General features: G+C 47.3%; 15 protein-coding genes and 1 riboswitch. Of the genes, 11 read left to right on the forward strand and 4 right to left on the reverse strand.

All coding sequences use genetic code 11. From position 1 onward, the window contains the following. The first annotated feature begins 214 nt into the window (after nucleotides 1-214). The gene (locus tag TCA2_RS21840) at nucleotides 215-2,167 is read left to right on the forward strand and encodes a heavy metal translocating P-type ATPase (protein ID WP_047913719.1); all 1,953 of its coding nucleotides are present in this window, start codon (nucleotides 215-217) and stop codon (nucleotides 2,165-2,167) included. A 155-nt stretch (nucleotides 2,168-2,322) separates the two neighbouring features. Here TCA2_RS21840 and TCA2_RS21845 read toward each other — a convergent pair whose 3' ends face one another. After that, nucleotides 2,323-3,054 (reverse strand): ZIP family metal transporter, encoded by a 732-nt coding sequence (locus TCA2_RS21845; RefSeq protein WP_047913720.1) that lies wholly within the window; start codon nucleotides 3,052-3,054, stop codon nucleotides 2,323-2,325. A 333-nt stretch (nucleotides 3,055-3,387) separates the two neighbouring features. Here TCA2_RS21845 and trxB point away from each other — a divergent pair, with 333 nt between their 5' ends. The 3 genes from trxB to nagZ all read left to right on the forward strand — a co-directional run bounded on the left by trxB (nucleotide 3,388) and on the right by nagZ (nucleotide 6,210). Then, entirely contained in the window at nucleotides 3,388-4,329 is a 942-nt protein-coding gene (gene trxB, locus TCA2_RS21850) for a thioredoxin-disulfide reductase (protein WP_047913721.1), read from the forward strand. Nucleotides 4,330-4,383: 54 nt separating this feature from the next. Then, entirely contained in the window at nucleotides 4,384-4,620 is a 237-nt protein-coding gene (locus TCA2_RS21855) for a glutaredoxin family protein (protein WP_047913722.1), read from the forward strand. A 168-nt stretch (nucleotides 4,621-4,788) separates the two neighbouring features. Continuing rightward, entirely contained in the window at nucleotides 4,789-6,210 is a 1,422-nt protein-coding gene (nagZ, locus tag TCA2_RS21860) for a beta-N-acetylhexosaminidase (RefSeq protein ID WP_193746104.1), read from the forward strand. Nucleotides 6,211-6,714: 504 nt separating this feature from the next. Here the strand turns inward: nagZ and TCA2_RS21870 are convergent. Continuing rightward, nucleotides 6,715-7,875, reverse strand: a complete 1,161-nt coding sequence (locus TCA2_RS21870; RefSeq protein ID WP_047913724.1) for an ROK family transcriptional regulator — start codon at nucleotides 7,873-7,875, stop codon at nucleotides 6,715-6,717. A gap of 167 nt (nucleotides 7,876-8,042) precedes the next feature. On the opposite strand from TCA2_RS21870, the gene xylA reads away from it, so the two are divergent. The 6 genes from xylA to TCA2_RS21900 all read left to right on the forward strand — a co-directional run bounded on the left by xylA (nucleotide 8,043) and on the right by TCA2_RS21900 (nucleotide 17,943). After that, nucleotides 8,043-9,359: a xylose isomerase gene (xylA, locus tag TCA2_RS21875; RefSeq protein WP_047913725.1), complete on the forward strand. Its 1,317-nt coding sequence runs from the start codon at nucleotides 8,043-8,045 to the stop codon at nucleotides 9,357-9,359. A 146-nt stretch (nucleotides 9,360-9,505) separates the two neighbouring features. After that, the gene (xylB, locus tag TCA2_RS21880; RefSeq protein WP_047913726.1) at nucleotides 9,506-11,002 is read left to right on the forward strand and encodes a xylulokinase; all 1,497 of its coding nucleotides are present in this window, start codon (nucleotides 9,506-9,508) and stop codon (nucleotides 11,000-11,002) included. Nucleotides 11,003-11,243: 241 nt separating this feature from the next. Then, nucleotides 11,244-11,954, forward strand: a complete 711-nt coding sequence (locus TCA2_RS21885) for a glycosyltransferase (RefSeq protein ID WP_047913727.1) — start codon at nucleotides 11,244-11,246, stop codon at nucleotides 11,952-11,954. An 18-nt stretch (nucleotides 11,955-11,972) separates the two neighbouring features. Next, nucleotides 11,973-14,072 carry a glycosyltransferase gene (locus TCA2_RS28090; protein ID WP_047913728.1) on the forward strand — a complete coding sequence of 700 codons (2,100 nt, stop codon included), beginning with the start codon at nucleotides 11,973-11,975 and terminating at the stop codon, nucleotides 14,070-14,072. Nucleotides 14,073-14,321: 249 nt separating this feature from the next. After that, a complete protein-coding gene (locus TCA2_RS21895; RefSeq protein ID WP_047913729.1) occupies nucleotides 14,322-16,640 on the forward strand; it encodes a YcdB/YcdC domain-containing protein in 2,319 nt (772 codons plus the stop codon). 184 nt (nucleotides 16,641-16,824) lie between these two features. Continuing rightward, a complete protein-coding gene (locus tag TCA2_RS21900; RefSeq protein WP_047913730.1) occupies nucleotides 16,825-17,943 on the forward strand; it encodes a transglutaminase domain-containing protein in 1,119 nt (372 codons plus the stop codon). Nucleotides 17,944-18,079: 136 nt separating this feature from the next. Here the strand turns inward: TCA2_RS21900 and TCA2_RS21905 are convergent, their stop codons facing one another. Together TCA2_RS21905 and TCA2_RS21910 are read right to left on the reverse strand one after the other, a co-directional pair. Next, on the reverse strand, nucleotides 18,080-19,534 hold the full coding sequence (locus TCA2_RS21905; protein WP_047913731.1) for an amino acid permease: 1,455 nt from the start codon (nucleotides 19,532-19,534) through the stop codon (nucleotides 18,080-18,082). A 157-nt stretch (nucleotides 19,535-19,691) separates the two neighbouring features. Then, nucleotides 19,692-19,886: riboswitch (Lysine riboswitch) on the reverse strand. A gap of 118 nt (nucleotides 19,887-20,004) precedes the next feature. Further along, a complete protein-coding gene (locus tag TCA2_RS21910) occupies nucleotides 20,005-21,141 on the reverse strand; it encodes a virulence factor (protein ID WP_047913732.1) in 1,137 nt (378 codons plus the stop codon). 329 nt (nucleotides 21,142-21,470) lie between these two features. Between TCA2_RS21910 and TCA2_RS21915 the strand changes: the two genes are divergently transcribed. Next, nucleotides 21,471-23,096 carry an ABC-F family ATP-binding cassette domain-containing protein gene (locus tag TCA2_RS21915; protein WP_047913733.1) on the forward strand — a complete coding sequence of 542 codons (1,626 nt, stop codon included), beginning with the start codon at nucleotides 21,471-21,473 and terminating at the stop codon, nucleotides 23,094-23,096. Nucleotides 23,097-23,107: the final 11 nt, after the last annotated feature.

Raw genomic sequence — 23,107 nt, forward strand, 5'->3', positions numbered from 1 at the left:
GGCCAGGTATATAATACAGTAAAAGTTGCGCAAAACAAAAATAATTGTATAAATGCAAAAATGATTATCATTCTCAATGATGTCAACATGCCATTTTTACGAAAAACCATGCTGCTTCGGGCTTCCCGAAGCAGCATGTGTCATTTTAAGGCCATTAACAATGGCTCTCATTCTCAATTAGAAGTAAAGCGATGAAGAAAGGATTGTGAAGAATATGGAGGCTATTCAGCAACGAATAAGTACAGCGGCTCAAGTGGATGAACAAGGGCTATCTCCTCAGCGTCCCGGACGCAAAAGAGGTCCGAATTTTAAGATGATGCTTAAGAACAGGGAGATGCAGGCGGCACTCGGCAGCGGGATGATGATGCTGGCAGCATGGGGGATCTCAGGCAGCTATGAGCTTATTTCTATCGTGCTGTATATAGCAGCTTATACGATAGGAGGATGGGCCAAAGCCAAGGAAGGTGTGGAGACACTCGTCAAAGACCGGGATTTGGACGTGAATCTTCTCATGATTGCTGCAGCCATGGGCGCAGCAGCGATCGGCTATTGGAATGAAGGAGCGATGCTCATCTTTATCTTTGCGCTCAGCGGTGCGCTTGAGAGCTACACGACGGAACGCAGTCATAAAGATATCTCCTCCTTGATTGGGTTGAAGCCAGAGACTGCGCTGCGACTGAAGGATGGGGCAGTAGAGCAGGTTGCAATCGAGCGGCTTCAGCCTGGAGATTTACTGCTGGTTAAACCGGGTGAAATATTGCCTTCTGACGGCAAAGTATACAAGGGCTATTCCGCTGTGAATCAAGCTTCTATTACAGGAGAATCGATTCCAGTGGAGAAGAGTGCAGGAGATCAGGTATATGCCGGCACAATGAACGGCGAAGGGGCTTTATATATTGAAGTGACTCAGCCAGCCGATAATACATTATTCTCGAAGATCATCAAATTGGTAGAGGAGGCGCAATCCGAGGTCCCGGCTTCTCAGCGGTTCATTGAGAAATTTGAAGGGATTTATGCCAAATTAGTTGTCTTGATTACTCTCGTTCTTGTTCTAGCGATGCCGCTGCTGTTTGCCATCCCCTGGGGAGATGCTTTTTATAAGGCGATGGTATTCCTGGTTGTTGCTTCTCCGTGTGCTTTGGTTGCTTCGATCATGCCAGTAATGCTGTCTTCGATCTCAAGCAGTGCGAGAAGAGGGCTATTGTTTAAGGGTGGAGCACACGTAGAGAATATGGCGAAGACGGCGGTGGTGGCCTTTGACAAGACAGGGACCTTGACGAGAGGCGTTCCTGAAGTTACCGATTTGATCGCGGCCTCCGGGTATGACGAGATGACCCTTCTATCTCACGCGGCAGCAGTGGAAAGTCAGTCTACACATCCACTGGCAGAGGCGATTGCAGCAAGGGCGATTGCAGCTGGAGCACAGCGGATCCAGGCTGACGATGTCCAGAATATCACCGGCTGGGGAATCAAGGGCAGAATTGCCGGGCAGTTATGGAAGGTAGGTAAAACAGATGTGCTGGATGAGACCGATGCGGATCCGGCTTGGATACAGCTCAGGTCAGAGCTTGAGCGTGAGGGCAAGACGGTCTCCGTTATTATGCAGGAAGATCACATTGCGGGCCTGATCGCGATGCGGGATACGGTTCGTCCACAAGCAATGAAGGCGGTGAAACTGCTGCAAGAGCTTGGTATCAAGGTAGCCATGCTGACGGGCGATCGTCAGGCTACAGCTGATGTCATTGCGAAGGAAACGGGAGTTGATCTCGTTTATGCCGGTCTGCTTCCAGAGCAAAAAGTAGAGAGAGTTCGCTCCCTGCGTGAGCAATATGGCCATGTCGTCATGGTTGGCGACGGCGTTAATGATGCTCCTGCACTAGCTGCGGCAACGGTAGGTATGGGCATGGGAATGTCGGGCAGCGGAACGGCCATAGAGGTCGCAGATGTGGTGCTGATGAACGATAACATTGAAGAGATCGCGTGGAGTGTGACACAGTCAAGACGTGCCGCAAGAGTAGTGAAGCAGAACATCGTCTTTGCCATTAGCGTGATCACCATTTTGATTGCAGGAAATTTCATTTCTGAGCTGGCACTTCCTCTCGGTGTGATTGGACATGAGGGCAGTACAATTCTCGTGATTCTCAATGGACTTCGATTATTAAGGTGAATGGATCACATAGACACGAGCACCATAATAAAAGCGCCGTTTGCTCCTGCAGGCTTCAAGCCTGGGGCAAACGACGCTTTTTGCTGCTATATAACGTAAGCTTCGTTCTCATAGGATTCATGAAGCCTGTGAGAAAAATTTGCTGTAGGATCGGATCAGAATAACTCGGTGAGTGTAATCATCGTAATCAGTCCCAGGATGAAAGAGATCGTCGCCACTCGCTGGTTGCCGTCTCCATGGCTCTCCGGAATAAGCTCCTTATATACGATGAACATCATGGCTCCGGCTGCGAAGGCAAGGCCATAAGGCACGAGTCCATCAACGACACTACTAAGCGAATAACCGATAATGCTGGTCACAATTTCTACTGCACCCGTTAAAGTGGCAATACCCAGTGCCTTGAACCGGCCGATATTCTGATTAACGAGGAAGAGAGCAACGAGAAACCCCTCCGGCGCATTTTGCAGTCCGATGGACAGCGCAATCAAATTACCTAAGCTGTCATCTCCACTGGCATAGCTGACGCCGACAGACAAGCCTTCAGGCAAGTTGTGCATCGTTATGGCAGCAATGATAAGAAACGCTTTGCCTTCAATATTAAAGGGACGCGATTCTGGATTTTCCAGATCAATATGCGGTATATACATTTCCAGCACCAAGAGAACGATACTGCCCGCAAGGATCCCTATGAACAGAACCAATAGATTAGATTGACCCAGTGCTTCTGGAATAAGACTGTAGAGTGAAGCTGAGGTCATAATTCCGGCCGCATAGGCCAGCAAAATGTCCCGGAGCCGGTGTGTGACCTTGCGCATAAACAAGATCGGGATGGCTCCAAGCCCTGTAGACAGAGCGGATATAACACTTCCTATTAATGCTTCAACCATATCTTTTTTTACTCCCTCCTCTAATGCAGCACATCTATAATTCAGGTGACATCAACCGACAAATGAGCATTGACATCGACTTTGAAATTGCTCATAATGATGACTAGATTAGAATTATTATAAATTATGTATTCCATTTCCGTAAAGTTGACGATTTCTTGAACAGGTGGAGTCATTCAATACATTATTCATGATCCTTTTTCTGGTGACAACTCTTTTTTGAGTTTATGTTGTGTTACAGGTTCTAATACATATTGTATGTTTGCTTGACACCAGTTCATTCAAAGTATGTATATTGCAGCAATTTGCGGATAGCAGCGGGAGGTTATTTAAATGTATAAATCAGTCATTATCGGTACAGGCCCTGCGGGTCTGACAGCAGCGATTTATCTCGCTCGTGCCAATCTAAGTCCACTTGTCATTGAAGGCCCGGAACCGGGTGGTCAATTGACCACGACGACTGAAGTAGAGAATTTCCCTGGCTTCCCAGAAGGAATTATGGGACCAGAGCTTATGGATAATATGCGTAAACAAGCCGAGCGTTTCGGTGCTGAATTCCGCACAGGTTGGGTGAACAGCATTGATATGGCTCAGCGTCCTTTCAAGATTCAAGTTGAGGGGCAGGGTGAGATCGTGTCCGAAACCGTTATCTTGTCTACAGGAGCATCTGCCAAGTATCTTGGAATTCCTGGGGAGCAGGAGAACGTGGGTTATGGTGTCAGCACTTGCGCGACATGCGACGGCTTCTTCTTCCGTGGTAAAGAAATCGTAGTGATCGGCGGCGGTGATTCCGCTCTGGAAGAAGCGAACTTCCTGACTCGCTTCGCTTCCAAAGTAACACTGGTACACCGTCGTGAAGAGCTTCGTGCTTCGAAGATCATGCAGGACCGTGCCCGCAGCAACGAGAAGATCGAGTGGGCGCTTAACCGTACACCGGTTGAGATTGTTGCTGGTGAAGGCGGAGTTAAGGGCGTTAAGGTGCTTAACAATGCTACTGGAGAAGAAGAGATGATTGAAGTAAGCGGCGTATTCGTAGCGATTGGTCACAATCCGAACACGGGCTTCTTGAACGGCCAAGTAACGATTGACTCCAATGGTTATATTGTTGTGAATCCTGGAACGAGCGAAACGAACGTTCCTGGCGTATTCGCTTGCGGTGACGTACAAGATACACGTTATAGACAAGCCATTACAGCAGCAGGCAGCGGATGCAAAGCAGCGATTGATGCTGAGAAATTCATCGAAAGCCTGGAGCATAGCGCAGTTGCTAACTAATAGAGCTTTAGCTTAACTTATTAATTTAAAATTTCTTCTTACGAGGTGAATATGATGGATAAAGCAATAGTATATACTTCTACCAACTGTCCGCATTGCCGTCAGGTGAAGAGCTATCTCACAGAGAACGGCATTGAGTATGAAGAGCGCAATATCGAACAGAGCGACGAATTTGCACAGCAAGTATGGGATATGGGGCTTCGTGCAGTACCTGTAACCGTGCTTGGCGAGCACCGTATCGTTGGCATGAACAAATTGCAGTTCCACAAGGCACTTAATCCGCAAGGATAAGATATGAAGTCGTAGCATAACCGCACCCTGTGTAGTAGTTGTTCCCTCACCTAATAGAGAACAGAGGCATCGATAAGATGGATTTGTTCTCGGTTACAAGAGAGTAAGGGACACAGCCGCTGAGGGGTGCGGTTTTTCTTTTTGCTGTAAGATGGGTAGTATAGTGTTGTGAATAACATTAGAAAGATGCAACGAAAATGGGGCGATGTCGGATTGAAAAGAGAATCCTATGGATATAGAAGATGGGTTAACTACATTTTAATACTGCTGGCAGTTGTGCTGCTCACCTCTTGCAATGCAGGGGATTCAGGTACTTCCTTACCAGAGCTGCCCGGCTCGAATCGCGGACCTGACGAAGAAGGAGCGAACTCCGGCTCCGATGCACCATCCGATTCAGATGCTGGCAGCGAATCGGAATCGGATGCAGAGGAGGGCCAAACATCCATACCACCGAAGCATGACGATCAAGATCTATTGCCTGAGCAGGAGGCGGCCATGGAGCAGCTCGCTAACCTGTCAATCGAGGACAAGATCGGACAAATGATTATATCCGGTTTTCCTGGGACAGAGCTGGATACAGAAGCAGAAGATTTAATTCGTAAGGGACAGCTGGGCGGTGTCATCTTGTTTGGCCCGAATATCCATGATCAGAAGCAGCTTCAATCCTTGATCAATGAAGTCAAGAAGAGCAATGGAGAGGGACAGCTGCCCTTGTTCATTTCTGTGGATGAGGAAGGGGGACGCGTCTCAAGGCTTCCTGAAGGGAAAACAGAATTTCCATCGAACCGACAGATAGGGAAGTATAACAATGCGGATTTATCTGCCCAGATCGGAAGTGTCATTGGGACAGAGCTCGGAGCGTTCGGTTTTAATCTCAATTTTGCTCCGGTGCTCGATATTTTCAGCAATCCGGAGAATACCGTGATAGGAAACCGTTCGTTTGGAGATTCGGCAGAAACGGTCTCCGAGCTCGGTATTGCTACTATGAAAGGGATGCAGGAAGCCGGCGTCATTGCGGCTGTGAAGCATTTTCCAGGACATGGAGATACGAAGGTCGATTCGCATATTGGCCTGCCCGTTGTTCAGAAGACGAAGGAAGAGCTTGCTGAGCTGGAGCTGGTACCTTTTCAGGCAGCGATAGAAGATGGGGCAGACATGATGATGGCTGCGCACATCCAATACCCTCAGATTGATGCTTCACTCCGGCCTGCTTCCTTGTCAGAGGTCATGCTCAGTGCTCTGCTCCGTGAGGAGATGGGATATGATGGGGTTGTCATTACCGATGATCTTGAAATGGGTGCAATTCAGCAAAATTACGGATCCGGTGAGGCAGCACTGATGGCAATTCAGGCAGGAGCCGACGTCGTACTGTTCGGTCATACACCAGCCAAAGCGGAGAAGGCGTATAACACGCTTTTACAGGCTGTGCGGAAGGGAGAGCTCTCGGCTGAAGATATTGATCGGAAGGTGCTCCGGATTCTAACTCTTAAATACAAATACGAACTAACGAATGAGCCGGTGGAGGAATCGGCATTGCAGGTCGTGGGATCAAGTGAACATCAGCAGATTGCGGATCAGCTGAAAAAATAAAACCAGTATAAACTAAGGCATCATACGTGAAAATACCCTGCGGACTAGACTCTATGTTAGAGTCATAGCCCACAGGGTACAATTAAACGTGCTGATGCCTATTACTGCTGTTTTAAAAGAAATACCACATAAACCACTGGAATATGCCGTAGACGGCTACTCCGGATACGATATACCACAAGGCTTGTTTCTTCCTGCCTTGAAACAATCTGAGGATACCTAGACTAGCCAAAGGTGCGATTATAATTAGGAACAGTAAAACAGCAATAAACATCGCGGCTGAAATATCTGATGTATCCACATAAGTCACACGAATTCTCTCCATTTCGTACGTAAGGTATACACACAAAGGTAAGACTCTGCTGTGATAAATGACACACAATTAGATTCATTATACCTTGAAATAGAGGGCATGCGACGATAAAATGGGACAATTTTTTGTCTGAATTAGTAAATATTTAACAGTTCAATGAATTACACTGCTATAAATCATCTGGTGTACACTTATGCACTCACTCGAATGTGACCTAGAAATTGGGAGATTGCTCCATATGCGGAACCGATCAGGGTTGATTTGCTGCCGAGCTGTGCGAAGCTGATCTGCAGACTGCGCATGTGATACGGCAGTGTCCTCTCTGCGACGACTTGCTGAAGCGAGTCTTCCATATATTCTCTAGCCTCGGACAGCGGTCCTCCCACAATAATTCGTTCCGGGTTAAAGCTGTTGACGATATTCGTAATGCCGATGCCCAGTCGATGCCCGATGCTTCGATACAGCTCAAGCACAGCAGAATCCCCCTGTTCGGCATAAGCTACCAGCTCGGCTGTTGTCCCTGCTGGAATCTGAAGATTTGGGTCGCTATACGCCTTCTCTGAGGCATAGAGCTCCCAGCAGCCTCGATTACCGCAGGTGCATTGTTTTCCTTCTGCATCAATGGACATATGTCCTGTCTCACCTGCATATCCCCAAGCTCCTTTATACAGCCCGCCGTCAATCATGATCCCCGAGCCAATCCCTGAGCCTGCACTAATATAGATGAGATGACGCATTCCCTTACCTGCTCCAAAGTGAAGCTCGCCGGAAGCACCGGCATTCGCTTCATTGTCTATCGTTACAGGAAGCCCGAGCTCTTCCTCCAGCATGCTCGCCAGCGGCACCGTGTTCCAGCCAAGGTTCGGTGCGAAGAGGATCGTACCCTCCTCGTCTACCATTCCTGGCACGCCAACCCCTATGCCTATGACCCCATGCGGCGATAAGGGAGCCTCGGTCTGCAGTTGTTTGGTCATTGTGATGATCCTGGCAGTGACGGATGGAATATCGTGATCGGTAAGAGGAAGAGAGGTTTCATGCACGATATTTCCCGCAAGATCGGTTAGTACACCGCGAAGCTTCGCAACAGTCAGCTCAATGCCGACCGCATAACCTGCCGTATTATTAAACAGCAGCATGAGCGGTTTGCGTCCGCCGCTGGATTGGCCTGGACCGAGCTCGGTGACGAGATGATTCTCAATTAACTCCGTAACCAGATTGGAAACAGTTGCCTTATTCAGTCCGGTGAGCTCCGATACTCTTGCTCTTGAGAGCGGGGCGTGCTCCCGGATCGTGCTCAGAATAATGGACTTATTTATTTTCTTGACCAGAGCCTGATCTCCGGTAATCGCCATGGATAAAGCACATCCCTTGTGATGATATAAAGACTATTGTAACGAAAATCATTTCAAAAAACAAACTTTGTTTAACCAATAGACAAAGTATTTCGAGTGTGATAGTATAACGGTGTAAACGATTTCGCGAAACAGTTTTAAACTAATTTTGAGGAGGGCTTTGTAACATGGCCTATTTTGAATCCGTTAATAAAATTGCTTATGAAGGTAAAGATTCCAAGAATCCTTTTGCATTTAAATTCTATAATCCTGAAGAAGTCGTAGCCGGCAAATCAATGGAAGAGCATTTCCGTTTCGGTATGGCTTACTGGCACACACTTACAGCTGGCGGTTCTGACCCGTTCGGTACAGATACGGCAGTTCGCTCTTATGATAAATATTCCGGTATGGATCTGGCTAAAGTCCGCGTAGAGGCTGCTTTTGAATTCATGGAGAAAATGAACCTTCCATACTTCTGCTTCCATGACGTGGATATTGCTCCAGAAGGAAGCTCACTTCGTGAGTTCTACAGCAACATCGATACGATTGTTGACCTGATTGAAGAGCAAATGAAAGCGACAGGCAAGAAGCTGCTCTGGAACACAGCAAACATGTTTACCAACCCTCGCTTCATGCACGGTGCTGCTTCGACTTGCAACGCAGACGTATATGCTCATGCAGCAGCTCAAATCAAGAAGGGTCTTGAAGTAGGTAAACGCCTTGGCGCTGATAACTATGTATTCTGGGGCGGTCGTGAAGGTTATGACACTCTCTTGAACACGGACATGCAGCTGGAGCAGGACAACATCGCCCGCATGTTCCATATGGCTGTTGATTATGCCAAAGAAATCGGCTTTGACGCTCAATTCCTGATCGAGCCTAAACCAAAAGAGCCGACAAAACATCAATATGACTTTGATGCAGCTACATCCATCGCGTTCTTGCAGAAGTACGGCTTGGACAAGCACTTCAAGCTGAATCTTGAAGCGAACCATGCAACACTTGCTGGTCATACATTTGACCACGAAATCCGCGTTGCCCGCATCAACGGCATGCTCGGATCCCTCGATGCGAACCAAGGCGATCTGCTGATCGGATGGGATACAGATGAATTCCCTGTAGATATCTATGATGCAACACTGACAATGTACGAAGTTCTGAAGAACGGCGGCCTTGGCAAAGGCGGCGTAAACTTTGATGCCAAAGTTCGTCGTGCTTCCTTCGAAGCAGAAGATCTGTTCCTCGCTCACATCGCAGGTATGGATACTTATGCGAAAGGTCTTAAGGTTGCAGCTAAACTGATCGAAGATCGCGTATTCGATGATTTCATCGAGAAACGCTACTCCAGCTTCAAAGAAGGCGTCGGTGCTGAGGTTGTTGAAGGCAAAGCAACACTTGCTTCCCTGGCTGAGTATGCACTGAACAATGAAACACCTCGCAAGAATGAATCCGGCCGTCAAGAGCTGCTCAAAGCAACTCTTAACCAATACATCTTGGCTGACTAATCGTCCCGCCGGTTTAAGCAATACAAGCATGATTTAAGAGCCAATAGGACGTTTTATGAGAAGCCTTTCGGATCGTCCCCGGCCTTTGGCGTAAGCGAAAGGCATGGGGACGATTCTTTTTTTTACAAGAAGAGGAGGAGAATAAGATGAGTTATGTCATTGGTGTAGATTTGGGAACCAGCGCGGTAAAGACGGTTCTGGTCGATCGCAGCGGGCATGTATTATATGAAGCATCGGAGGCTTATCCGCTGTATCAGCCCAAGGCTGGTTATAGTGAGCAGAATCCCGAGGATTGGGTACAGCAAACGATAGTATCCTTACGTAAATTGATGGAGATATCCGGTATTAATCCGGCTGAAGTGGAAGGTCTCAGCTTCTCGGGGCAAATGCACGGGCTCGTGCTTGTGGATGCAGAAGGAAGCGTCCTTCGCCCGGCTATTCTGTGGAATGATACACGTACGACTGCTCAGTGCCGTAAGATTGAAAATACACTGGGTCAGGATTTGCTGTCCATTGCACGCAATCGTGCGCTCGAAGGCTTTACACTGCCGAAAATTTTGTGGGTGCAGGAGAATGAGCCTGAAATACTGGATCAAGCAGCGCTGTTCCTGCTGCCTAAGGATTATGTACGCTACCGGTTGACCGGCGATTATGCGATGGATTATTCGGATGCAGCCGGAACGCTGCTCTTGGATCCTGCTGCGAAGTCCTGGAGCGAACAGATCACGAATGCATTCTCCTTACCGCTCTCCCTATGCCCGAAATTAGTGGAGTCCTTTGATCTGGTGGGCACCTTGCTGCCAGAAGTTGCGGAGGACGCTGGACTTACCCCTCAAACCAAAGTATTTGCCGGCGGAGCTGACAATGCTTGCGGTGCCATTGGTGCAGGGATTCTGAGTGAAGGGAAAACGATGAGCAGTATTGGAACATCCGGAGTCGTTCTATCCTATGAAGAACGCAAGAACCTCGATTTTGAAGGGAAGGTCCACTTCTTTAATCACTCCGAGAAGGATGCCTACTATATTATGGGCGTTACCTTGGCAGCGGGTTATAGCCTGACTTGGTTTAAGGATACCTTTGCCAAAGACCTGTCATTTGATCTGCTGCTGCAAGGCATTGACCAAGTTCCAGCGGGAAGCGGCGGATTGTTGTTTACGCCATACATTGTGGGTGAGCGTACTCCGCATCCTGATGCAAATATCCGCGGCAGCTTTATCGGTATGGATGCAAGCCATACGCTTCAGCATTTTGGACGTTCGGTCCTTGAGGGAATTACCTTCTCTCTTCGTGAGTCGATTGATATTATCCGCGGTGCCGGCAAGACGATCAGTGAGGTCATCTCCATTGGAGGCGGCGCCAAGAATGAGACCTGGCTGCAAATGCAGGCGGACATCTTCAATGCGAAGATTATCAAGCTCGAAAGTGAACAGGGGCCTGCCATGGGTGCTGCAATTCTCGCAGCATATGGCTGCGGTTGGTTTGATTCGCTGCAGGAGGTTGCCGCCGCATTTATTCGTCCGGCCAAAACCTATGATCCGAATCCGGAAACAGCGGCATCCTATGACAAACTGTTTGCACTGTACCAGGAAGTATATGGCCAAACTCGTGAGTTGAATGAGAAGCTTGCGGAGTATAGATCGTAAATTTTTGAATATGCTGAGAACAAGCCATCTGTCTTTTTATAAGACGGGTGGTTTTTTTGTATGGTAAAACGGAATTGTATTGTTCGACGAAAGCTCAGGCTCATCTTGAAGCTCGAAGGACCTCCTTCGCGTATCCTTCGGATCCTAGTTATATCGGCAGAAATTCACGAATAAATTGGAGATGGAGGCTGCTGACTGTCTTAGGACAAATATAGGCAGTTCGGCTGGGTAGGAGGAAAACATGGCAGAATCAGTGAGTGGCAAAATTACGTTGTCCATGATCGTGAAAAATGAGGTAGGCAGGTACCTGGAACGCGCTTTGATCAAGCACCGTCCCTGGATCGATCAAGCGATCATCATTGATGATGGAAGCACGGATGGAACACCCGAATTATGTGAAGAGCTGCTTCAGGGGGTAGAGCATGTTCTCATCCGTAATAAGCAGTCTCATTTCTCCGATGAAGTGTCCCTTCGCAAGCAGCAGTGGGAAGCAGCAGCCCAGGCAGGAGCCGATTGGATTCTTAATCTGGACGCTGATGAAATATTTGAGGATGAATGGGACGAGGATTTGCACGCATTGACGACAGGACCTCATGAAGCAGTTTATTTTCGATTATTTGATATGTGGAGCGAAACGCATTACCGAGAAGACCTGTATTGGCGTGCCCACCAGATCTATCGGCCTTTCCTGGTCAAATTTAACTCCCATCAGACGTATAAATGGAAAGAAACTCCCCAGCACTGTGGAAGATTCCCGCTGAACATCTTCGAGTTCCCCTACATATGCCACCAAGCTCGTATTCAGCATTTTGGCTGGGCCAGACGGGAAGACCGATTGCATAAATATGTCCGGTACAGACAGCTGGACCCAGAGGCGAAATATGGATGGAAGGAGCAGTATGAATCTATTCTGGATACGGCCCCTTCCTTAATACCATGGAGATCCCATTAAAAGGAGGACGAGGGCACTATGACAGCTCTGCAGCGTATCCTGATCGCAAGTCCAGTGCGTCAATCACCAGATGTGTTAAAGGCCTTTCTACAATCGTTGTCTTCACTCTCCATCCGGGAGGAAGAGATCGAGGTAAGCTATGTATTTGTTGATGATAATGAGGCTCAGGCCTCGTCTAAGCAGCTGAGAGCTTTTGTACGAAAGCATGGAGGAAGAGTAGTAAAGGCTGCGGTAATCGAAAAGCCAAAAAAAACATGGATCAAACGGAGCCGAGCGGGAACCAGATCTGGAGCAGAAAATGCAGCAAACGCAGAAAATGCAGAAAATCCAGAAAATCCAGCAGATACAGAAGAAGCTCTGAAGATGTCTATAGCAGATCCATCACCGACAGAAGACCCGAACTCTAATCCGGTTTACACCCGAAATGAATACGGCCATTATTGGCCTGAAGAATATATATGGCGGGTAGCAGCCTTGAAGGATTGGATCCTATCCTATGCAATAGAAGAAGGCTATGATGCTCTGTTTTTGCTGGATTCCGATCTGGTGCTTCATCCGTCCACGTTGACACAGCTCTTGAACGGGGAGGAGGAAATCGTGGCAAACCTCTTCTGGACCCGCTGGCAGCCGGGAACGATCGAGATGCCGCAGGTATGGCTGAGAGACGAATATACATTATATGAAGAGAGACGGAATGAGCAGCTTACGGAAGAAGAGAAGCAGAGACGAAGTGCGGAATTTATGAGGAAGCTGCGCAAGAAAGGAAGATACGAGGTAGGAGGGCTTGGGGCCTGTACTTTGATTCGCAGATCTGCGCTTGAGAAGGGGGTTCGTTTTGCCCGGATCGATAACCTTACCCTTTGGGGCGAGGATCGTCACTTCTGTGTGAGAGCCCAGGCGCTGGGGATCCGGCTGTACGTGGATACACATTACCCTGCTTATCATATTTATCGGGATTCGGATTTGGACGGAGTCACAGCCTTTCTTCAATCAGCTTTTAAGCATACGATAGAGGGAACAGAGGCAAGCAAGCACATCCTCATTAGTCTGTGCATGATTGTGAAGAACGAGGAAAAATCGCTGGCACGGTGTCTCGATTCAGTGCGGGAGATTGCGGATGAAATCGTCATTGTGGATACGGGTTCAACAGATCGTACTCGTGAAATTGCGAAGGAATATGATTGCCGAATTGTAGATTATGAGTGGAAGGATCATTTTGCCGATGCCCGAAACTTTGCCTTCAGCCAGGCTGAAGGAGAATATATTTTATGGCTTGATGCGGATGATGTGTTTGAGGAGAAGGACCGGCAGCAGCTGCTGGATTGGAGGGAACGGCTTGATTCGTCCATTGACGGGCTGTCGATGGAATATCATCTGGCCTTTGATGGATCGGGCAATGTAAGCCATAAGCTGAGAAGAAATCGGCTGGTTCGAAGGGATAAGGGCTTTGAGTGGCATGGTGCTGTGCACGAATATTTGGCTGTCTCGGGCAACATTATTCATACGAACATTGCAGTAACACACAAGAAAGACAAAGAATATACAGACCGTAATTTACGGATATACAAAAGACTAGAAGAACGGGGAGAGATATTTACTGCAAGGGATCAGTATTATTATGCGAATGAGCTTCGAGATCATGGTTTAAATGAGGAAGCCGTTCAATGGTATACGAGGTTCCTCGATTCGGGTCACGGCTGGATTGAAGATAATTTGTCCGCGTGCTTGAAACTGGCCGAATGTATGGGAAGGCTTGGGATGAAGGAGCAGGAGCTTGCAGCCTTGTTCAGATCATTTACCTATGCGATCCCGCGCGCAGAAGTATGCTGCAGGATAGGCACCTGGTTTGCGGAGCGTACGGAGTGGGATACAGCCATTCATTGGTTTGAGACAGCTGTAGCGCTGAAGCGGCCGCAAGATCCGTTAGCGAACATTGATGAGCCATCATGGACATGGATTCCGCATCTGCAGCTCTGTGTCTGCTATGACCGTCTTGGTAACCATGGGCAGGCCAATTACCATAATGAGCTGGCTCTCAGGTATCATCCCACGCATCCAAGCATGCTCTATAATCAGCAGTATTTGAAAGAAAAATTGCAGAATGGGGTTTTGCGTTAGAAAAAGATGTGATAGAGTGAGATAAGTTGTATGTTACAGTGAAGATGATGAGATCGTACCTATAAAGCCATGTATAAGGAAGAAGGGCTGCTGTTCAGCCTTTTTTCTTTTTAGCTGGCTTTTATTTTTTGCAAGGAACGTTCTATAGCTCGAAAAGTTTGAATTTTAATTTTGGGTAAATCAGGAATTTCATAGTTTGTATTATGATATAATGGCACAGATTGGAAAAAAGAAAGGAGCGTTAGAGGATTGAAGCAAAATGAGAATAAAAATAAAAAATCACCCTCAATGAAGAGAGTGGCCGCAGCGCTTGCTGCTGTGATGCTGGGTGTACATACACAAGGAGTCATTCAGGAAGTATCGGCTGCCCAAGTATCCGTTGGCGAAGAGACGGCATTGAGTATAACAGACAGCACCATTCCCAAGGGAGCAAAAATCTCTTCTGAAACAGCTCATAAAAACATCCTTAAACTATTTCCCAAGCTATCCAAGGCAACGCTTACTTCGGTTCAATTGGGATCGAATGGGTCGTACCCTCCTGCAGAAGAGAAGGTATGGGATCTCTCTTATAGCATAACTAGAGGGAATTCTACTTCGAGCTTCAGCGCTTCCGTATCCAGCCAGACGGGTGAGGTATTGTCAGCACATCTACCTGAGTATCTCATTCAGAGAGGAGATTCCGAAGAGCACATATCAGAAGAGGAGGCAGCCGAGATCAGTGCTGCATTCCTGCATGAAGCTATACCTGATCTCAAGGAAGGAGAGTACTCATCTCTTGAAAATATGGATCAGGGAATGAATCCTCTATTTGGACGAACAGAATATCCATTCTCCTATCAATTGAAAGTAAATGGCCTGCCTGCTGTCGGCAACATCGTTTATATCAGTGTAAACGACAGCGGAGAGGTTACCAGTTACACTCGAATGACTGGACATAGCAATTATCCTTCTCCGGTTCCTAAGGTGACGAAGGAGGAAGCTAAGAAACGCTTTGAAGAAAGTCTTGACCTTCAGCTGGCTTATGTTCCCGTAAATTATGCTTATAACAATGGCAGCAAAGAGTACTATTTGGCATATGTGCCTTCTAACACGGGGGAAGTTGTTGTCGATGCGATAACGGGTAAGGCTGTCGATGTGTATGCCTCTGGAGAATCGGATATATCTATATTAGATGAATCGCTGCCTAAGAAAGATGTGAGCTTTGAGCCTGCAGCGAAGCCGCCAGCCCGCGATGAGGTGGTTGCCCTTCTTAAGAATAAATTTCCTTCATTGAAAGAGTATACGGCGATAGATGTAAGTCTTAACCGAAGTTCGCAGCGCGGTGCTGTGAAGAAAGTGTGGCATGTAAGATTTTCGCATCAAAAGGGTAATGAAGTAAGCGACATTAGCACTCAAGTTGACGCAGAAACAGGCCAAGTGATCGACTATTCTGAATGGTATCATAGCAGCACTGATAACGGGGACGCGTCGATTAAAGAGATTTCAAAGCAAGCGGCCAAAGACCAAGCTGCCGAACTGGTATTATCCCTCGTTCCTAATGCAGTGACCGAGCTTCGATTAAGCCAGATGATCTCGATGGAAGATGGGTATAACTTTGTTTATAGCCGATATTTGAATGGTCTTCGGGTCATAGGGGATAACGTGAATATATCGATGACCAAGTCCGGTCAGGTGAATACATTTTATACAAGCTTAAGTGCGGAAATTGTTCAGCTGCCAGAGGTGAAGGAGGCCAGCATTAGTCAAGAAGAGGCACAAGCAGCCTATTTGGACTCGACTGAAATGGTGCTTAGCTACCAAGAATCTAATCCATACTATATTACAAGCGAAGAGATCCCTCCGGTAAAGCTGGTATACATGCCATCCCAGGGAGCAGCTCAGCTGTACTCCTCAAAGGTGATTGACGGCACAACAGGCAAGCTTCGTGAAATGTATTCGTCTGGTGCAAATCATACCAACGCCCTGGTAGTTGATATTGCCGGACATGAGTCGGAAGAAGTTATGCAGCGGATGATTACCCACGGGGTGCTCGTTCCTGATATTGAAGGTAAGATTGAGCCGGAGCGAAACATCACGAAGGGCGACTGGTATACGTATTTGGCACGGGCTCTAGATCCACATGTGCAGATGAGCAGTTATTATTCAAGCAATTCAGCGAAGCTGTTTGCTGATATTGATATGGACAGTCCATACTATTTCATTCTCAACCGACTGATCGAGCAGGGATGGGTTGAAGCAGACCCAGAGATCGCCTTTGCCCCTAACCATTCGATCACAAGAGGTCAGTTGTCTGAATTAATTATCAGCATGCTTCAATACGACAAGCTGGCTAAGTTCTATCAGCAGGGTAATGATTTGCCGAGTGTGGCAGATGCTGCACAGATTGATAATAAAGGCGCTGCTTCCTTGGCAATCAGGCTGGGGATCCTTCCTCTTATTGAAGGCAGATTCCTTCCGGATCGTCCCGTGACCGTGTCCGAGGCGGCTGAGGTGATCAACCGGCTTGCTGAGCTCCAGGATAAACTGGATTATTTTACGAGTGATAAATGGGCGTATCGTTATTATTAAATTTTTTAATACAGCAAGGAACTAAATGGAGACAAAGTGAATATGTATAAGAATAGGCTTCCCTGATAAGGGAAGCTTTTTTCGAGTCTCATCGACAAAACTAGAACATGGAGCAGAAGCTTGTTTATGCTACAATATTTCTGCCGGACATGAGTTGATTACCGGAAGGGAGGCAGGATGATCAATGAGAAAACGCAGATTTGGATTATTTATTGTCATGTTGCTAGGTATCGTGCTTATAGGAGCCATTCCCCGGTCAGTTCATTTGCATACGTTGTACGCCGCATCTAATGAAAACGCAATCACATCCGAAGAATTACATGAAGTACTCACGAGTGCCATGGTAAGCAGGACAGATCAATTTCAATTTACCTATAAAGGTAAAGTAAAAGTGTTAAAAGCTACATTACAGGAAGCCATAGAAAAGGCGATGCGAAGTGATTCTTACATTCAGTACACACTCAAGAGCTACGCCTATCATTACAAGGGCACCAACGCTTCAGCAGAAGTAAACATCGAGTTTAAATATAGAGAATCTCTAGAGCAGACGGCTTATGTCAATTCTCGAGTGGACCAAATACTGGCCGACATCATTAAGCCAGGCATGAACGATCATGAGAAGGTGGAGGCAATTCACAACTATGTCGTTTTGAATCTGGCCTATGATGAAACCATGCAAAAATATACAGCTTACGATGGACTTGCGACAGGAAGCACGGTGTGTCAAGGCTACTCGCTTCTTACTTATCGGATGCTTACCGAAGCAGGTATTACGAATCGAATCATTGAAGGGCAGGCTGGTGGTCAGCTGCACGCTTGGAACCTGCTGCTCTTGGACGGAGTCTGGTATCACATGGACACGACCTGGGACGATCCAACGCCGGATCAACCGGGCAAAGTCAGTTATAACTACTATTTGCTGACGGATGAAGAGATGGGGCAGGATCATACGTGGGAGGCGCAGTATCCTACCGCTGTAACGCCTTATCGCGAAGCCATTCATGTACTGATGCTTCAGAATGACGATAAATATCCTGCTTATAAGCATCTCTACGAAACGCTGAATTACGGTCTGTACAATGAGGACGAGATCATTCAAACATCAGCAGAGCTGAGAGAACGGGTTCAATCCAAAATAGACGAGGGCGCCCATTCTGTTATATTCCGTTATGATGGAGAAGAGAATGAATTGTTTCGAGAACTTAAGGAGCTGTACAGCCTCGGAATTAAGTCCATCTCCTATTATGTATCTGATTTTGAGGAGACCGGTGATCTAAAGGTGAAGGTAAACTGGAAGCAGTAGGAAGCGATGATGAGCAAGGCGATCCCCCCTTTTTCAAACGGGAAAGTCTGATCTGACATTAGAACAGCGAATAAAAAAAAGCCTAATCTTGCTGCTGCAGCAAGATTAGGCTTTCTTCGATAGATTCAAGAGGTAACTAGGATGGATCTGTACTAAAATCGCAATCCTTCAGCGGGATCACCTTTGTTTTATGCTTCCACTTGTAGCCGAGCCAAATCGCGAGGAACAATGGAATCGTAAAGTATGTGGCTACGAAGTCGAGCCAGGTTACATCGCTAAGATCAAGGGTAAGCGCCTGACCAAGAATAACGATCATACAGAGTACAAAGGCAAAGAGTGGGCCAAACGGGAACCATTTTGCTCTGAAAGGCAAGTCCTTTAAATCTCTCCCTTGAGCGACATAGGCTTTTCTGAAACGGTAATGGCTGATGGAAATACCGAGCCAAGTAATAAATCCGCACATGCCAGATGCGTTAAGCAGCCAGGTATATACCACACCATCTCCAAACATGGAAGCCAGGAAGGCGAGCATGCCGATGACTGCAGTGAGCAGCAGGGAGTACACAGGAATTCCTCGTTTATTCAGCTTTCCAAAAATACGCGGTGCTTTGCCGTCCTTCGCCAGTGCGTACAGCACACGGCTTGAAGCGAACATCCCTGAGTTACCGGCAGATAGTACAGAAGTTAGGATGACCGCGTTCATCACGGAAGCCGCGAAGGCGAATCCTGCTTTCTCAAATACGAGCGTAAACGGGCTGACGCTGATCGTTTCCAGATCCGAGTTCAATAGGTTTGGATCGGAATAAGGAATGATGAGACCAATAACCAGAATCGTCAGGATATAGAAGATCAGAATCCGCCAGAAAATTTGCCGAATGGCACGCGGTACGCTCTTACGCGGATTTTCACTCTCACCGGCAGCGACCCCGACAAGCTCTGTTCCCTGAAAAGAGAATCCGGCTGCCATGAATACACCGAGAAGTGCAAAGAATCCGCCGTGCAGTGGGGCATCCCCTACGGTAAAGTTCTCAAAGCCGGTCGCTTCTCCGCCCAGGATCCCGAAGATCATCATGACACCGACAATGAGGAATACGATGACAAGTACAATTTTGATAAGTGCAAACCAGTATTCGGATTCCCCATAACCTTTAACGGACAAGACATTAAGTCCGATGAGCAAGAGGAGGAATACTAAACTCCACAGTGCTGAGTTGCTGTCCGGGAACCAATATTTCAAAATAATCGTGGCTGCTGATAGTTCAGCTGCAATCGTAATCGCCCAGTTGTACCAGAAATTCCACCCAAGGGCAAACCCAAGGGACGGATCTACGAATCTTGTAGCATAAGTGCTGAATGAACCGGAGTCTGGCATGAAGGTAGCAAGCTCTCCAAGGCTGGTCATTAGGAAGTAAACCATGATGCCAACCGCAGCATAAGCGATGAGTGCACCGCCTGGGCCAGAGTTCGCAATCGCGCCGCCGCTGGCGAGGAACAATCCAGTACCGATCGAGCCGCCGAGAGCGATCATTGTCATATGTCTTGTTTTAAGCCCTTTGTTCAAGCCAGGGCCTGTCGTTTCTTGATGCTGCATTCTTTTAATACACTCCTTCTATTTGGTCTTACGTATGCATCTATTCCATAAATCTCAGGGTATTATGAAATGATTCGTATGCCGGGAAAGAATAAAAAAAGACCGCTGGTTTGTATACCCGCGGTCCCTATTTTTAACTTCCGCACCATACTTTAAACGTTAAGATAGCTCAACATAGCTTACGCTATGACAGTTCTGCTCCTTTCGGATCTAGCAGCCCCAACCTGGAGTACGTTTCATAGAGCAGTACTCAAACAGATTTCGGCGGGTACGCCTTTCAACACGGAATCCAAACGGCAGCTCTTATGCCTCTTCCGGTTTACTAATCGTAACCGCGACCTCTACCTCACCTGTGTATGATGAGGTGTATCTTATATTCAATTTGCTGTAAAACAGACTTCAGTATAAAGCAAGATCTGCCCAGAAGGCAATGGTACAATCTTCCTTATTGTGTGAGGATTTGATGAAGATTAATCCCGCTTGCGTCCGGCCATCTGCTGCCATACCGTACCAGCTGCCTGCTCTCCGGATTCAATCCGTTCCAGTGCCATTTTTGCCTGGAGGCTGACTTCAAATTCGGGATCATCTGCTGCAATTTCAAGCACTTCTCTGGCATCCTCTGTACCTACTTCATATAAGAAACGGGCTGCACGCCAGCGAACAAGCTTGCTGGTGTCCTTGAGCGCAGCCATCATGACCGGCGTGGCTGCCGGATCCCCGATATCGGACAATGTATCACCCGCAGTCCGTCGTACAGCAGGTGATTTATCCTGCATTGCTTCATATAATAGCTCCTGAGCCTCCGGTGTCTTCAGATCACCCAAGTAGACAACTGCCAGACGGCGTGTTTGCATCTTCTCATCCTTCAGGGCCGTATGAATCAGGTCTATCCGCTCTGGTGTAGGCTCCATCTGATCAAGCGCCGCATAACGAACGCGCCAGTCGTCATTTTGCAGTGCTGTCCGAATCTCCTCGTCCGTTAAATCTCTGCGCTGTTCAACAAACTCTTCTTGCTTGGTGCCGTGAGCGATGGCTTGCTCAATTACTTTTTGAAGTCGTTCCGGAGGAAAGGCTGCTTCGAGCTCCTGCTCAACCTCGCGGGCAATATCAGCCAATTCGCCGTAACGAACACCATAGTCGGTCAGCTTGCGTTCCTTGATTAGTGTCGCGGAGGCAACCTCCGTTACAGCCTTTACAAACCGGTCAGATAGAGAGATACGTTCCTCCTGTGCACCTGCTTTGACTCGGATTTGCATGGGGACTCCACGGAAAAATTGCACGAATACCTGAGCTTCCCCGAAGTGTTCCCCGTCGGCTGCCTCACCCTCAGCCCATTGCAGCTGCGCACCTTCCTGACCCAGCTTATCCTGAACTTCCCCAAGAATGGCAGACCAGTCTGCATTACCTTTGCGATCCAGTGCGACGAAGCCGGCAGTATGGAACACGCTTTTGACCCCTGGAATGTGAAGCATTTGGCGGATAAAGGCAGGAGCAGAACGCTCGTTATCTAATGTATAGGTTCGGCGAATGCCTGCTTCAAGCTGTTCGTCGAGATGCAGCATCATCGTATTTGGACTCGGTGTAGGTTCAATGGATGTGATTTTCATAATATCTCGTAGACCTCCGTTCATGTTCTTTGTTTATTGTAGCCAAATATTTCATTCCTATTTTGTATGAAATTCTAAGTGTACAATATTATTGTAACGGATTAAACCAACGGGTTCATCATTTTGACGGCTCTTTCTTTGTTTATTGGGAATTTCCGCGTTATTTATGCTATAATATGTTGCCATACGGGTAGAAAAAGGCTTTCACCCTGTCCATCATAGACAGTTGTGCGAGGATTTTGTATCAAGGCTTGGAATGAACGGATGCAAAATGCTGATGCAGGCCAATTATGAACAATTTAATTTATATATAAAGGATGGTATGTTGAATGATCAGTACAAGCGGCATAACGCTCCGCTACGGTAAACGCCCATTATTTGAAGATGTGAACATCAAGTTTACCCCAGGGAACTGCTACGGCCTTATCGGGGCTAATGGAGCAGGGAAATCAACTTTTTTGAAAATTTTGTCCGGTGAAATTGAAGCAAACCAAGGTGAAGTGCACATGACACCAGGTGAGCGGATGGCCGTTCTGAAACAGAACCATTATGAATACGATGAGTATCCGGTACTTGAGACAGTTATTATGGGCCACACTCGTTTGTATGAAATTATGAAGGAAAAAGACGCGCTCTATACCAAATCTGACTTTACCGAAGAGGATGGTCTGCGTGCAGGTGAGCTCGAAGGCGAATTCGCGGAGCTGAACGGCTGGGACGCGGAACCGGATGCAGCAGCGCTTCTGATTGGTCTTGGCATTCCTCGTGACATGCACGAGCAAAAAATGGCCGAACTGAGCGGCAATGAGAAGGTACGTGTTCTCTTGGCGCAAGCTTTGTTCGGAAACCCGAACAATTTGCTACTCGATGAGCCTACCAACTATCTGGATCTGGAATCCATCCAATGGCTGGAGAACTTCTTGATGGATTATGAAGGTACAGTTATCGTGGTATCCCATGACCGTCACTTCCTGAACAAAGTATGTACGCATATTGCAGATATTGATTTTGGCAAAATTCAGCTGTATGTAGGTAACTATGATTTCTGGTATGAATCCAGTCAGCTGGCGCTTGCCCTGCAGCGTGATGCGAATAAGAAAAAAGAAGAGAAGATGAAAGAACTTCAAGCGTTCATTCAGCGCTTCTCTGCCAATGCATCCAAGTCCAAACAGGCGACTTCCCGTAAGAAGCAGCTTGAAAAAATTCAGTTGGACGATATTCGTCCATCGAATCGGAAATATCCGTTCATCAACTTTAAGCCTGAGCGTGAAGCAGGTAAACAGCTTCTGACGATTGATCGTCTGAGCAAATCTGTTGAGGGCGAGCAAGTCCTTAACGATCTCAGCATCGTGGTGAACAAGGGTGATAAGATTGCCTTTGTTGGACCTAACGGATTGCCGAAATCAACCCTGTTTGAAGTGCTGATGGGTGAAACAGAAGCTGATTCCGGGGAATATACTTGGGGTGTTACGACCTCGCAGGCGTACTTCCCGAAAGACAACTCCAAATATTTTGAAGGTGTCGATATGAACCTGGTTGAATGGCTGCGCCAGTATTCCAAGGATCAAGAAGAAACTTTCCTGCGTGGATTCCTTGGACGTATGCTGTTCTCTGGAGAAGAAGCACTCAAGAAAGCAAGCGTGCTGTCAGGTGGAGAAAAAGTCCGCTGTATGCTTGCCAAGATGATGCTGAACGGTGCGAATGTGCTTATTCTGGATGAGCCTACGAACCACTTGGATCTCGAATCCATCACGGCACTGAACAATGGTCTGATTGATACGGATGCAACGATTCTGTTCACATCCCATGACCATCAGTTCATTCAAACCATCGCGAACCGTATTATTGAAATTACGCCAACAGGTGTGATTGATCGTCAAATGAGCTATGATGAATACCTTGAGAATGATGAAGTGAAGCAGCTGCGTGCTAAAATGTATCCAGTAGAAGCTTAACATCATAAAAA

Source organism: Paenibacillus sp. TCA20 (assembly GCF_000732325.1).
Classification (GTDB): domain Bacteria; phylum Bacillota; class Bacilli; order Paenibacillales; family Paenibacillaceae; genus Paenibacillus; species Paenibacillus urinalis.